This window comes from Ruegeria sp. S263, from assembly GCF_056780525.1.
Genome location: NZ_CM165558.1, coordinates 3,455,800 through 3,468,998, shown reverse-complemented (window position 1 = coordinate 3,468,998; position 13,199 = coordinate 3,455,800). Strand labels below are relative to the sequence as shown.

At 53.8% G+C, this 13,199-nt stretch carries 11 protein-coding genes and 1 tRNA gene; 6 read left to right on the top strand and 6 right to left on the bottom strand.

Annotated elements, in window-relative coordinates; genetic code table 11:
* The first annotated feature begins 2 nt into the window (after positions 1-2).
* The 3 genes from ACT2B1_RS17070 to ACT2B1_RS17060 all read left to right on the top strand — a co-directional run bounded on the left by ACT2B1_RS17070 (position 3) and on the right by ACT2B1_RS17060 (position 2,963).
* Positions 3-1,421 (top strand): dihydrolipoyl dehydrogenase family protein, encoded by a 1,419-nt coding sequence (locus ACT2B1_RS17070; RefSeq protein ID WP_171126077.1) that lies wholly within the window; start codon positions 3-5, stop codon positions 1,419-1,421.
* 18 nt (positions 1,422-1,439) lie between these two features.
* The gene (locus ACT2B1_RS17065) at positions 1,440-2,822 is read left to right on the top strand and encodes a sensor histidine kinase (protein WP_254428856.1); all 1,383 of its coding nucleotides are present in this window, start codon (positions 1,440-1,442) and stop codon (positions 2,820-2,822) included.
* A 64-nt stretch (positions 2,823-2,886) separates the two neighbouring features.
* Positions 2,887-2,963 (top strand) — tRNA-Arg (locus ACT2B1_RS17060).
* Positions 2,964-3,075: 112 nt separating this feature from the next.
* Here the strand turns inward: ACT2B1_RS17060 and ACT2B1_RS17055 are convergent.
* Positions 3,076-3,453 carry a hypothetical protein gene (locus ACT2B1_RS17055; protein WP_481668247.1) on the bottom strand — a complete coding sequence of 126 codons (378 nt, stop codon included), beginning with the start codon at positions 3,451-3,453 and terminating at the stop codon, positions 3,076-3,078.
* A 154-nt stretch (positions 3,454-3,607) separates the two neighbouring features.
* Positions 3,608-4,003 (bottom strand): hypothetical protein, encoded by a 396-nt coding sequence (locus ACT2B1_RS17050; RefSeq protein ID WP_481668246.1) that lies wholly within the window; start codon positions 4,001-4,003, stop codon positions 3,608-3,610.
* Positions 4,004-4,350: 347 nt separating this feature from the next.
* Here ACT2B1_RS17050 and ACT2B1_RS17045 point away from each other — a divergent pair, with 347 nt between their 5' ends.
* Entirely contained in the window at positions 4,351-4,671 is a 321-nt protein-coding gene (locus tag ACT2B1_RS17045) for an FAD-dependent oxidoreductase (protein WP_480702549.1), read from the top strand.
* Here the strand turns inward: ACT2B1_RS17045 and ACT2B1_RS17040 are convergent.
* The 4 genes from ACT2B1_RS17040 to ACT2B1_RS17025 all read right to left on the bottom strand — a co-directional run bounded on the left by ACT2B1_RS17040 (position 4,632) and on the right by ACT2B1_RS17025 (position 10,374).
* Entirely contained in the window at positions 4,632-6,104 is a 1,473-nt protein-coding gene (locus ACT2B1_RS17040) for a tetratricopeptide repeat protein (RefSeq protein WP_481668245.1), read from the bottom strand. The genes ACT2B1_RS17045 and ACT2B1_RS17040 overlap by 40 nt on opposite strands.
* Before the next feature lie 430 nt (positions 6,105-6,534).
* The gene (locus ACT2B1_RS17035) at positions 6,535-7,155 is read right to left on the bottom strand and encodes a class I SAM-dependent methyltransferase (protein ID WP_480702548.1); all 621 of its coding nucleotides are present in this window, start codon (positions 7,153-7,155) and stop codon (positions 6,535-6,537) included.
* A gap of 359 nt (positions 7,156-7,514) precedes the next feature.
* Positions 7,515-8,780 carry an NAD(P)/FAD-dependent oxidoreductase gene (locus tag ACT2B1_RS17030; RefSeq protein ID WP_170704606.1) on the bottom strand — a complete coding sequence of 422 codons (1,266 nt, stop codon included), beginning with the start codon at positions 8,778-8,780 and terminating at the stop codon, positions 7,515-7,517.
* A gap of 388 nt (positions 8,781-9,168) precedes the next feature.
* A complete protein-coding gene (locus tag ACT2B1_RS17025; RefSeq protein WP_481668244.1) occupies positions 9,169-10,374 on the bottom strand; it encodes an aromatic ring-hydroxylating oxygenase subunit alpha in 1,206 nt (401 codons plus the stop codon).
* A gap of 466 nt (positions 10,375-10,840) precedes the next feature.
* Between ACT2B1_RS17025 and ACT2B1_RS17020 the strand changes: the two genes are divergently transcribed.
* Both ACT2B1_RS17020 and ACT2B1_RS17015 read left to right on the top strand, forming a co-directional pair.
* On the top strand, positions 10,841-11,950 hold the full coding sequence (locus ACT2B1_RS17020) for an extracellular solute-binding protein (RefSeq protein ID WP_481668243.1): 1,110 nt from the start codon (positions 10,841-10,843) through the stop codon (positions 11,948-11,950).
* An 88-nt stretch (positions 11,951-12,038) separates the two neighbouring features.
* On the top strand, positions 12,039-13,181 hold the full coding sequence (locus tag ACT2B1_RS17015; RefSeq protein ID WP_170545218.1) for an ABC transporter ATP-binding protein: 1,143 nt from the start codon (positions 12,039-12,041) through the stop codon (positions 13,179-13,181).
* The last annotated feature ends 18 nt before the right edge of the window (positions 13,182-13,199 follow it).

Sequence of the window (13,199 nt, the reverse complement as noted above, 5' to 3'; positions counted from 1 at the left end):
CCATGCAAGAGCTGAAGACAGATATCCTGGTGATCGGCGCCGGGTCGGGTGGCTTGTCTGTGGCCGCCGGTGCCAGCCAGATGGGTGCGGACGTCATCTTGCTGGAAGGTCACAAGATGGGCGGCGACTGCCTGAACTTTGGCTGCGTGCCGTCCAAAGCGCTGATCGCCAGTGGCAAGGCGGCTTTTGGGCAGGCTCATGCCTCGGCGCTGGGCGTGGCGGATGTGGTGCCGCAGGTGGACTATGCCGCCGCCAAGGACCACGTGCATGACGTGATCGCGCAGATTGAGCCGATGGACAGTCAGGAGCGGTTCGAAGGCTTTGGCGTCAAAGTGATCCGCGAATATGGTCAGTTCATCTCGCCCACGCAGGTACAGGCGGGCGACCACCTGATCACCGCGCGGCGGGTGGTGATCGCCACCGGCTCGTCGCCGTTGGTGCCGCCGATCCCTGGTTTGGATCAGGTGCCGTATTATACTAACGAGACGATCTTTGACCTGCGCGACAAGCCCGAGCATCTGCTGATCATCGGCGGCGGCCCCATCGGGATGGAGATGGCGCAGGCCCATATTCGTCTGGGCTGCAAGGTCACTGTGATCGAAGGGATGCAGGCGCTGGGCAAGGACGACCCCGAGGCGGCGGCGATCGTGCTGGACACATTGCGTGCTGAGGGCGTCGAGATCCACGAACAGGCCATGGTCGCCCAGATTCGCGGCGCGGACGGGAAGGTCGAAGTTGTAACCGAAACCGGCCAGATCTACGCGGGCTCGCACCTGTTGCTGGCCGCAGGGCGCAAGGCCAATACCGACCGGCTGAACCTTGAGGCGGCTGGGATCGAACCCACGCGCACCGGTATCAAGGTGGATGACGCGCTGCGCACAACCAACAAAAAGGTCTACGCCATTGGTGATGTGGCGGGTGGGCTGCAGTTTACCCATGTGGCGGGCTATCACGCGGGCATCATCATCCGCTCGGCCCTCTTTGGCCTGCCCTCCAAGGCGCAAACGGCGCATATCCCCTGGGCCACCTATACCGATCCTGAACTGGCTCAGGTCGGCCTGACCGAGGCTCAGGCCCGCGCGCAGCATGGCGACAAGGTGGAAATCGCGCGCTTTGACTATCACCATAACGACCGCGCCATTTCCGAACGCAAAACTAAAGGTTTCATTAAGGTCATGGTCGTAAAAGGCCGCCCGGTCGGTGCGACAATCGTTGGGCATCAGGCGGGAGAGTTGATCAACTTGTGGTCTCTGGCATTGGCCAATAACCTCAAGATGGGACAGATCGCCGCGATGGTTTCGCCCTATCCGACGATCGGAGAACTTAACAAACGGGTGGCGGGTGCCTATTTCTCGCCAAGGCTGTTTGAGAATCAGACGGTTAAACAAGTGGTCAGGTTCGTCCAGCGCTGGCTGCCCTGACCGGGAAGGGAGAGCAGATTGAATTCTCTGTCAGGCCGATTTCTGATCCTGACCACGGTCTTCGTCATGTTGGCCGAGATTTTGATCTTTGTCCCCTCGATCGCGCGTTTCCGCGAGGATTTCCTGCTAAACCGTCTTGAACGCGCCCAGATCGCATCCCTGGCGCTGTTGGCCGACGACATGCTGGCTGATGATCTTGAGGCTGAGCTGCTGGCCAATGCGGGTGTCTATAACGTGGTGCTGCGCCGCGATGAGGTGCGGCAGTTGATGCTGTCTTCTCCTATCCCTGATCGGATCACCAACACCTACGATCTGCGCGACGCGACCCCATGGATTTTGATCCGTGACGCTGTGGCCCGGCTGTTTACCCCTGAGAACGAGGTGATCCGCGTGATAGGTGAGCCAGTGAAAGACGCGGGCTTGCTGATCGAAGTCACAACAGACAGCGAACCGCTGCGCATGGCGATGACAGATTACGGGCTGCGTATTCTGGGGCTGTCTTTCGTAATTTCGATTATCACGGCGTTTTTTCTGTTTCTGGCTGTGCGCGTGGTTCTGGTGAAGCCAATCAAAAGCGTCGTAGGTTACATGCAGCGCTATGCTGGCGCGCCCGAGGATGCGCGGGGAATCATCTCGCCCAACTCGAAAGTGACCGAACTGCGCGAGGCAGAAGAAGCGCTGGAACAGTTGCAGAAAGAGCTGACCCAAGCCCTGAAGCAACGCGAGCGTCTTGCGCAACTGGGCGGAGCGGTGGCCAAGGTCAGCCACGATCTTCGCAACATCCTCACGTCGGCGCAGCTTTTTACAGACCGGATCGAAGCAAGCGATGACCCGTTGGTGCGGCGTATGGCGCCTAAACTGGTGAATTCGATCACTCGCGCGGTTTCCCTGTGCGAAAGCACATTGGCCTTTGGTCGCGCCGAAGAGCCGGCACCTACGCTGACGATGGTGCCGTTGCATGACGTGGCAGATGACGTTGTCTCCAGCGAATTGCTGTCCGTTACTGGGGGCTGTGTGCAAATCCTTAACGAGGTGCCAGAGGATCTTGTGGCGCGCGCTGATCCCGAACAGATGTTCCGCGTCATCATGAATCTGGTTCGCAACGCGCGTCAGGCGCTGGTCGCGTCGGCGAAACCCGGGAATATCACGATTTCCGGCTATGAGGATGAGGCCAATTGGTACCTTGAGGTGAAGGACACAGGCCCCGGTTTGCCGCCGAAGGCGCGCGAAAACCTGTTTACCCCGTTTCAGGGAGGGGTGCGTAAAGGTGGCTCTGGTCTTGGGCTTGCGATCTCGCAGGAACTGGTGCGTGGGCACGGCGGCGATCTGGTTCTTGCCGAAACCGGCCCTGACGGAACAAGGTTCGAAATAAGGCTTCCACGGGGCGGTGGTACTTTTTGAATTATTTTTGCAGAATCGACTTGCACGTCCCGAATACCGGGTCTACATAGCGCCTCACCAACGCGGACCGATAGCTCAGCTGGATAGAGTACTTGACTACGAATCAAGGGGTCGGGGGTTCGAATCCTCCTCGGTCCGCCACTGGTTTAAACTAGAAAATAAAGACTTAGATGGTGTGGCCCACTTGATGATTTCACGGGCTTTTTACTCAAGGCAACTTTGAGGCAACCGTTCTGGGTAAAAAAGGATGTTTTCACCCCAATCCATACGGTCCACCCTCCTGTAAATCGCCGAATACTGCCCATGCCTCGTGGCATGCGTTTGCGAGTGCTATGTCATCTTCGGGAATGCTGTCCTTGAAATTAGGGTATTCCATTCGGTCGCCCAAGTTCATCAGCACCGTCATCAGGTGGTTGCGTGGAATGAACGCTCGGTAGCGATAGTCGCCGCCCGGTGTTTCGATCACCTCGCCGTCCATACCGTAATTGCGCAGAAGTTCGGCGTCCTGAGCGCGGCGGAACCGCAGACAGACGCGAGACCCCATGTGCGGTCCGCTGGTCTTGCCGTCCTCATCCTTTGCAACGGCAGAGAAAAAGCCCGAACCCTCGGGCGTCGAGAATGCTACCCACATATGCAGGTCCTCCTAATTTTTTGGAAAAGGGCGCCTTCTCTATCAAATACAATATAGGGCCGTCAACTCGAGGGGGCTTACGTGCGCGGGCACATGGCCTGTAGGCACAAAACCAAACCTCTACACCTGGCAGTAGCTAAGTGATGGTTGGAGACTATTCGTCGTCATCCAATTTTGCCTCAATCACCTTCTGTTGAGCCAATCTCTCTGGAAGGCGGTCGCTTATGTCTTTGAGCCGCTGTGTTGGATTGACGCTCATGCCTACAGTTCCGCTGTGGGTGTGCGTGATGCTTACGCCATCAGCGCGTCCGAAGGCTCGGTCCTGAGCTAGGGCTAAGAGGGCGATTTGTTCTTTGCCAGAGAGTTTTCCCGATACATATTCACCGTTCCCATCTATGTGATTGAAAAGCTCGTCCATCGACAAAAGGTCGCTCATGCGTTTCACAGCGACCTCGCCGTTCGACTGGATCAACTTTCTTGTCTCGGGGTCCAGCTTGGGTCGCCCGCCGGGATTGCCAGAATGACCTGGCTTGAAGAGAGGTGTTGGCATAGTTGACTCCTCTGTTCTCAGAAGGTGAAGGTACAACGTGGCAAGTATTTATTTTATATATCGTAATTCGGCATGAGTTGCGAATACTTGTGCCTTACACGGCATAGCTGGGCGGTAGTTATGTTCGAACCGCGGTAACAGCGGACTATTTTCGCCAGCGACTGTTATCGTGCAGAGCGATCACTAAATGAAGAAAGTTCGACTGTCTGCTGCCGAAAGACCGCTTAGCGGCGCTTAGCCGTCATCAGACAAAAACGGTCGAATGACCTCGTTGAGCCCTGAGCGGACATTGATACGTTGAAGCAACTAGCTGTCGCCGATAGAGTTTCATAGAAAGGTTTGCTGCTATGTACACCCTGATTGACACTGTGGTTGTGGGCGGAGGTCAAGCTGGTCTTTCCGTTAGCTGGCACTTAAAGCAGGCTGGTCATGATCACGTTGTTTTGGACCGCGGGCAGATTGGCGATACATGGCGTAAAGGCCACCGCAGAGCGATCTTCAACACGTCACCGGACAAGCAATTTCTGCGGGAGTTTAAGTCCCGCTCCGAATCCGTTGCGGTCATTCGGCTTGACCTGACGCAAGCATTCAAGACAAGCGGCAAAGCAAGGGCCGATCACAGGAAAAATCAGGCGGGGATACCTGCCTTTGCAAGCCCTGCAAGGTAAAGTTCCATTTGATCGTCCCGCTTCAGATAGAACAGTTTATTTTTTGCGAATGACCGCGAGAATTTCGGCTCTTCCACCATTAGGTTACGCACCATCTTGGCCAGATCTTTGTCCCGCCCGAGATTGGCAAGCGCCACGGCTGCATGCGCGGTGGCCCAGTATTGGCAATTTGGCACATCGCGAGCCCGCTCTGCCCAGTCCAGAGCTTTCTCGAACTGGTGATCGAAAAGCAGAGTCAGCGCGCCATAGCTCAGAAAGGCCCAAAGCTGTGGATGGTTAGGGCTCATCTCCACGGCTTTCTCGAAATTGGCAATCGCCTCTTCGTATCGTCCCTCATAGGAAAGTGAGTCTCCCAATCCGCAATATGCTGGAGCCAGCGTCGGGTTCAATTTGATTGCAGTTTCATTCTCAGCCAGCGCGCTGCGGTATTCCCGGCGGGCCAGTTGGACTCTGCCCATCAGCATGTAGAGCAGCGCATTCTGGTTATCCATTGAAACGGCGGTGCGTGCGGCAGCCAGCGCTTCGTCCATAAGGGCAGAATCCGGTTCCGTGTCCCAATACACCATCCCGAGAATCGTGGCATAGGCCCACCAGGCATGTGCCTCGGGAAAACTGGGGTCCAGTTCGCGGCTTTGGAGAAACAACCTCTGAGCTTCACGGTTGCTTACGGCAGTAAACTTGTAAAAATGCGCAAGCCCAAGATGATAGCAGTCCCAGGCATGGGGGTTTCGGCGCGGCGTATCTTCTAACTTGCGCCGGATCGCATTTCCGACCTCGGGCTCCAGTCTGCCAACAATTTTTTCCGTGATCTCGTCCTGAACATCGAAGATGTCTTCCAACTGACGGTCATATTTTTCCGCCCACACGTGGTTGCCAGTCGATGCGTCAATCAGCTGAACCGTGACTCGAATGCGCGCGCCCGCTTTCCTGACCGAGCCTTCGACAACGTAGTCGGCGTCCAAGTCATCGGCGAGCTGCCGAACATTCGGGGATTTTCCCTTGTAGGCAAAGGTCGTGTTGCGCGCGACGACCTCGAGCCAGTGGTGTTTCGACAGAGCCGTAATTATGTCTTCGGACAACCCGTCCGAAAAATATTCCTGTTCAGGGTCGCCTGAAATGTTGTCAAATGGTAATACGGCGATCGCAGTTCCGTCAGGGGACCCGGGCGGTTCAGAATCATAAAGCGGATCTACAAACTCGGCGTCCCCCCACCACCAGACTGGCACCGGTCGATCAATGTTCTTAAGCTCACGGTTTTCTCCGCCTTGGAAAGCGCAAGCCGTTTTGCTGTCCAGGCATTCATAGGCGGAGCCGGAGATGAGAACCTGCCCGGCTTCGGCAAGCGCTTCCAAACGAGCGGCGACGTTAACGCCGTTACCAAATACATCATCCTCCTCGAAAACGACTTCACCTGTGTGTATCCCAATTCTCAACTTCAGTGTATTCTCGCTGGCCAAAGAGTTCTGAATGGCGACAGCTCAGGTCACAGCGTCAGAGACTGATGGAAACTCGACTATCCAACCATCCCCCATGCATTTCACTAAATTGCCGCGATGCGCGACTACAGAAGGGTCAAAAAGCCCAGATCGAAGCTCTCGCAACGCGCTGAGCGTTCCGCTTTGATCCGAGTTCATAAGGCGGGAATACCCAACCAGATCGGCTGCTAGTATGGCGGTCAGCCTGCGTTTCAGAGGTCATCCTCCTCCGAGCAAAGTGCAATTATCAAAGATTATCATGCGCAGGCTTGGAAAGAAACCGAAGGGCGACTTCGTCCGCAAGACGGCCGCCGGATGAGTAAAGTTGCAGCGAAGGCATGAGCAAGGCCATTGGATGTCACAGTCGTGCCGAAGCGCAACAGCAGCGCTACTGGCCCACGCGTAACAAGCTGAATTGGAAGGACTGAGAGCTTCCCCAAGGAGTATGGTGTGTGTGCTTCCGATGCGTGACCAGGGAAAAACGATCGCCTAATACCTCACATAGCCCCTCTGGATCATAGCGAACGATCGGCAAACCGCTGCACTTCTTCGGACCGTCGAGCGCAAACGTTGCGATAATCGCATGGCCACCTGGGAGAAGGCAGCGGTACAACTGGTCCCGGTAGGCGGAACGGTCGTCCGCATCGACAAGGAAATGAAATACGGCGCGATCGTGCCATAGATCATAGCTTCTCTCCGGGCTCCAGGTTGTGACATCGGCTGCGATCCATTCAATCTGCTCGCCTACGGCGCCAAGTTGTCCACGAGATCGATCAAGCGCAGCTTTGGATACATCGAGCACAGAAACGTCGCTCAGTCCTCTTTCGATCAGGCGTTCTGCGAAGTGTGAAGTGCCTCCGCCTATGTCTATCACAGAGGAGGCATTATCGACGCCGACCACGTCGCAGAGCTCCAATGAGATCGAGGGATCATCCTGATGCCAACTCAGCTGGGTATCGTCTTTCTCGCGGTAGACCTCCTCCCAGTGGCTCACTCTCTCGTCTGCCATGGTGTCTCCACTTGATCCCGTCAGGTGGCGATCATGTAACTTTAGGTCAATGACTGCAATGTCCGCAGAGCAGACACAGACATTCTGCGACACTTAGCCTGGTTTCGTTCCTTACTGGGCATCCAAGAAAACTAATCAAAAGAGAGTATCTTACTCCATAGTGTCACCCCGCTGAAACACGGCCGCTTGGTGTTCGCACAAAACTTCCAACCGCTTATCATCTCTCTTTGATTGGATAGCTTGATCTGAATTGACCGCAGAGCACGCGAAAGCTGAGTTTAGCCTTGTGAATTTTGTCGAAAGGTTTGCTTGAAATTCTTAGATTGTTCTCGTGCTGGAGCAAATTGATCGCCAGGTGTTCAGCTTAACTGCGCCAACACATCTTCCGCGGCCCTTAATCCTTCTAGGTGGGCTCCGCTGACCGAGCATTGTTGGTTAGGATGTGTCGCTTCACCGGCGAAGTGCACCCGCTCAGCATGAGACTGGCGTAAGACAGCGCGTTTGTCGTGGCCTCCCGGTCTGGCTCCAGCGTAAGAACCACGCACATAAGGTTCATTTCGCCAAGCGGTCGCGTGGCCTTTGATGAAGGCTTTTCTGACTGTTGTGCCGAAGAAGCCAACCAGTGTTTCGAGCGCATGTTCTATGGCGCTTTCAGATCCCGCATCCTGCAAATCTTTGGAAAAGCTGCCAGAACTTTCAAAGCTAGTTAGACCGGTGTTTGAGATGTCGCAAAGAAAACCACCTCCACGGGCTACCCCTTTGGCGTCGGGTTCTAAGTGGTATGTCAGCCAAGTATCCGGTTGCACTGGCAAAGCTCCGGGGCGGAAAAGGAGGCCAGCGTGATTGTAGTCTCCCATAGTGATGAGCTCGAGCGCTGAGCGTCGGTCGGATTCTAGCGGGGGATCAAAGTGGATGATGTCTTCGGCTAAGACGCCGACGGAAACTGTAACAACTACGGTTCGAGCTTTGATCTTGCCAGTGGCCGTAGTTATCTGCACGCCTTCAGTAAGAGATTTTATTTCTGTGACCGGAGTGGCCAATTTAATTGGCAGCCCCTTTGCGGTGCATGCAATGAGGTGTCCGAAGCCTTCGCGGCAAAACCAATCGTCTCCGCCCTCCCATGCACTGATGTCTCGCAGAGATGTATCCGGCAAATCTCTGGCAATTGACAACGCGAATGTCATCGCTGCCGTAAATGACCAATGCCTTTTGTTATGCCAAATGTCTGCCAAGGACCGGTCTGTTGGAATTCCGGTACTTGCTTCAATTTCTGCATCGATGCGCGCCGCTTCTTTTATCGCGCTATGAATTTCGTCGACCTCGTCCCACAGAACAGCGTCATCCTCCAAGCCATACGTCACCGCGTTGTCCGGGGCCGCATAGAGATCAAGACCAAGTGCTAGACCCGGAGCTTTCAGAGCGTTTGCATGTTCGGTGTGCATCCAATGCGCTCCCACGTCGAACGGGACGCCAAAGATTTCCGTGTCCGTGTGCGCGCGCCCCCCGACGCGGTTGGATGCCTCGATGCAGACTACTGAGAGTCCCGCCGATTTGAGAGCACGAGTAGCTGCAATTCCTGCTGCTCCGGCACCAACGACAACGACGTCAAAGTCATAAACTTTCAATGTTTTCGCTCCAACACTTAAAGTGGCCTGTGAGACAATGTTCGGAGTAGGTTTTTGGCTTTCTCAGCATCGTGAGAATTTACAAGGATCTGAATTGTCTAAGGATTTGTTCAATTGCGCGCGAGAAGTCATTCGTCAGTTCTTGCGCATAGATTGCAAACGAATTCTGGAATTGAAACGCCCTCGTATCTAGCCAGATCGAGCGGATCTTCCGTGTCTAACTTGCTGCATCTTCGGTAGATTTCCAGCATCTCGGCAGAAAGCTTTCCGTTCTTAAAGAAATACATCGCAGCTGCATATCTTGTGGCACCAGAACCAGGCGTTCCGACAGTCGTTGCCAGGAACTGCCTTTGAGCTTCTGCTTCCTCCACTTTGAATATACCTTTCGTCACGATTTCGGCTCAGCGGACATCGCATCATTCAACGCGGCAACTTCATCTTCTCCAGGTGCTGATTCAGAGTTGTAGATTGGGAGAATTTTCCTGAGATGGTCATGATGGGAGCGTACGCCGTACTCGAGATCAGAAAGATAGAAGCCCTCGAACGCCTCTGAAGCCATGGCTTCGTTGGACCATATCGTGAGCTGAATATCTTCTTCCACTGTCTCTCGATCAATCCGAGCGGCAAGGTAGCGTGCCGCTCTTTGTTGGCGGTCTTCGTTCGGGTTTCGGTATGTCGCGCTCCGTAGAATGGATTTATCCGTCGTGATCGGAAACTCTTGATAAAAGAGGGTCGTCTCAGGTGTGACGGCTATTACCGCATTTGGAAAAATGCCGTAGTAAAGCCAAGTTTTGTGCAAGTGTTCTGGCAGGTGAGGCTGTGGACTAGTGAATTTCTTGTAGTTGCGAACAGCCCACCTGCGGCCCTTCGTCGGAGTGAATCTTCCATCGGAGCGTGAGACGCCGTCGACATATGGTTCGTCTGAATAGGTCGAGCCATATAAATCCTGAAGGGCAGGGTGCGCGAGCGGGACATGATACCCTTCGTTGTCGACATCTCTGATCGATTTCCAGTTTACAGGAGTCTCCTCGGTCCAGATTCCGTCCGTCGGGACATGTTCGGCCATTTTGTAGGCAGAGGCTTCCTGTTCAATCGGGGCTAGCAGTTCGGCTACTGATGGCTGGGGTCCAGGTTTGAAGCGAACGAAGACAAAACCCTGCCAGATTTCCATTTCAATCTCTTTCAGGCCAAACTCGTGCTTGTCTAGATCGGGGAATGACTCCGGACGGGCGGCGCCGCGTAGCGTTCCATCAAGATTGTAAACCCAGCCGTGAAATGGGCAGACTAGAGCGTTTGCACATTTTCCTTGCTCTTTCGAGACCAGCCGAGAACCGCGGTGGCGACAAACGTTTAGAAACGCGCGGATGTCCGAGTTGCTGTCCTTCAAGATCAGGGCGCGTTCACCGCACATGTCAAAACACAGAAAATTACCGGGTTCCGGAACATCCGAAACGTGGCACGCGATTTGCCAATGCGTTTTGAAAAGTTCGCTCTTCTCGAGTTCAAGAAGGGCGTTGCTGTGATAGCACCAGCCGGGCAACCCGCGACGGTCCCAATTGGCGGGAATTTCTGTGTTTCTGGCTTCGTCGCGCATCGGAACAACCCGCATAGTTTTGGTTTGGTCAGTTAGGGTCTCAGGTGGGGACAGTGTCCAAGGTTGAAAATTTTGCCCTGCTGAATCCGCCACTCTTCGACTGAGTGTAGGTGTCGCTTAAATTGACTTGCTCGTCAACTTTTTCTGACTGAATGATCATTCAAAAATGTACTGCTAGTTACGCCCGTGAGGTTTCCTTGGTCGATGGTTTTCGATTTACCTGCTCAAATCAGGTGCAAAACCAGTGGTATGTGGCGATATGATCAAAATTCATGCAACCAAGGTTGACAGTACAGATTTCAGCGGACTACCGTCCTGAATGACCAGTCAGATAAAAATATAGCGACTTGGGAGAATGGGGTGCTTGGTGATCGCGCCCGCAACGCAGGCGCGATCATTCGAGAAGACAGACCAGCAAACAAGGCAAGACAAATTCAGCCACCACTCAGGGAGAGGAAGCGAAGTTATGAACTCAATCAGGAAAATCGCCGGAATTACAGTTATAGCGGCAACTACTACTGCGGTTTCGGGATCGGCTTACGCGCAAGAGCGTGTGTTGAAGGTTACGAATTGGGGAGAGTACATCGCTGAAGACACAATCGAGAACTTCGAAAAAGAATACGGTATTAAGGTTATTTATGATCCGTATGACTCTGCCGAAGCAATTGATGCGAAGCTACTAGCGGGAAACAGCGGATATGATGTGGTTAGTCATGCCGGCAGTGATACGGCTCGATTGATAAAAGCGGGTATTGTTGCGCCGCTGGATATGTCGAAGCTGGACAATATCAAGCACATCGACCCCGCAATCATGGAGCAGTTGTCAAGTGAATGGGATCCAGGCAACCAACACTTCATTCCATATATGTGGGGAACGCACGGCGTCACGTACAACGAAGAATTGGTGAAAGAGACGTATCCAGGTGCCCCAATCGGCTCGATGGATATGGTTTTCGATCCTGTTCACATGAAAGAGTTGTCCAAGTGCGGCGTTTCATTCCTGGATTCCCCGGGCGACATCATTCCGATGGCTTTGGCGCATATGGGCTTGGATGCGAACTCCACAAACAAGGAAGACTATGAGAAAGTTGGGGAGATGCTGGCGGAAATCAGGCCATACATCAAAACCTTCGATAACTATGCTTATCAACGGATGCCTCAGAAAGAGTTCTGTGTCTCAACCACATGGGGTCCTGATGGTCTCCTTGCCATGTCTGGCGCAGCTGAAGCCGACACTGGTGTCGTGCTAGACTTCTTCCTGCCCGAAGGTGATCGTACAGCGCAGCTTTGGATAGATGGATGGCTGATCCCTGAAGACGCCGCGAACAAAGAAGACGCGCATCTTTTCCTGAACTATATGATGCGCCCCGAGGTTGCGGCTAATGATAGTAACTTCACCTGGTACGCGACCGCCAACCTGACTGCCAAGCCGATGGTGGATGAGGCTGTCACCTCCAGCCCTGCAGCGTTCCCAACATCGGATCAGGTTGCCAAGATGTACACGACTGCCGTTCTTCCTCCCAAGGTCGAGCGCTTGCAGACGCGTACCTGGACTGACTTTAAGGCCGGAAACTAAATCCACTCATACTGGCAAATGCAGTGGCGAACCTGACCGGTTCGCTACTGAATCCCCGGATCCCGACTGGCAGACTAAGAGGCCCAAATTGACTGTTTCCACGGCTGTCAGCCCACAACCATGGCTTGATCAAAAAGAGCAGCAACCTCTTGTAAAAATCAGAGGCGTCACCAAGAAGTACGGAGCAGTGACTGCTGTCGACAATGTTGATCTGGATATCTACAAAGGAGAGCTATTCTGCCTTTTAGGTGGATCTGGATGTGGAAAGTCGACACTGCTTCGAATGCTTGCTGGGTTTGAGGATTTGAACAGTGGCACAATCACTATCGACGGAGTCGATATGGCCGATGTGCCGGCCTACGAACGTCCGACGAACATGATGTTCCAAAGCTATGCGCTTTTTCCGCATATGACCGTCGAAAAAAACGTGGCTTTCGGGTTGCAGCAGGACCATGTCCCAAAGCTAGACATTGCTGACAGGGTTCACGACATCCTCAAGCTTGTTGAGTTGGAAGACTTCAAAAAAAGAAAACCTAAACAATTGTCCGGTGGGCAACGCCAGCGTGTTGCCTTGGCGCGTGCCTTAGTCAAACGTCCCAAGCTGCTACTCTTGGATGAACCATTGGCTGCTCTGGACAAAAAACTGCGTAAGCAAACGCAGTTTGAGCTTGCCAACATTCAAGACAAGGTCGGCGTCACGTTCATCGTCGTAACTCATGATCAGGAAGAAGCAATGACCCTGTCCTCGCGAATGGCAGTCATGGACGCGGGCCGCTTCAAACAGATTGGAACTCCGACAGAGATCTACGAGTTTCCAGAATCCCGCTTTGTGGCTGACTTTATCGGATCAGCAAATATTTTTGAGGGCAGGGTGACCGAGGATGGGGCCGACCATGTTCGGGTCGAAACCGAGTTCTGCGAAGTTTTTATTGATCACGGTCATTCGGTGAAGGTTGGCGGCAAGATTTGGGTTGCGCTGAGGCCCGAGAAAATTCGACTTGAGAAATCTGATACAATTGCTGAGGGCGCGAACCAGACAGCGGCCGTTATCGACGATGTTGGGTATTTGGGAGAGACATCGATCTATAAGGTAAGGCTTCCCAATGGCGAAATCTTCGACGTCACTCAGCCCAACCAGTCACGTCCGACGCATGCTGCGCAGCGATTAACGTGGGAAGACAAGGTGAATATCAGCTGGGATCCGTCTAGCGCCATGTTGCTCCACTCATGACGGATTTCACCGAGGATA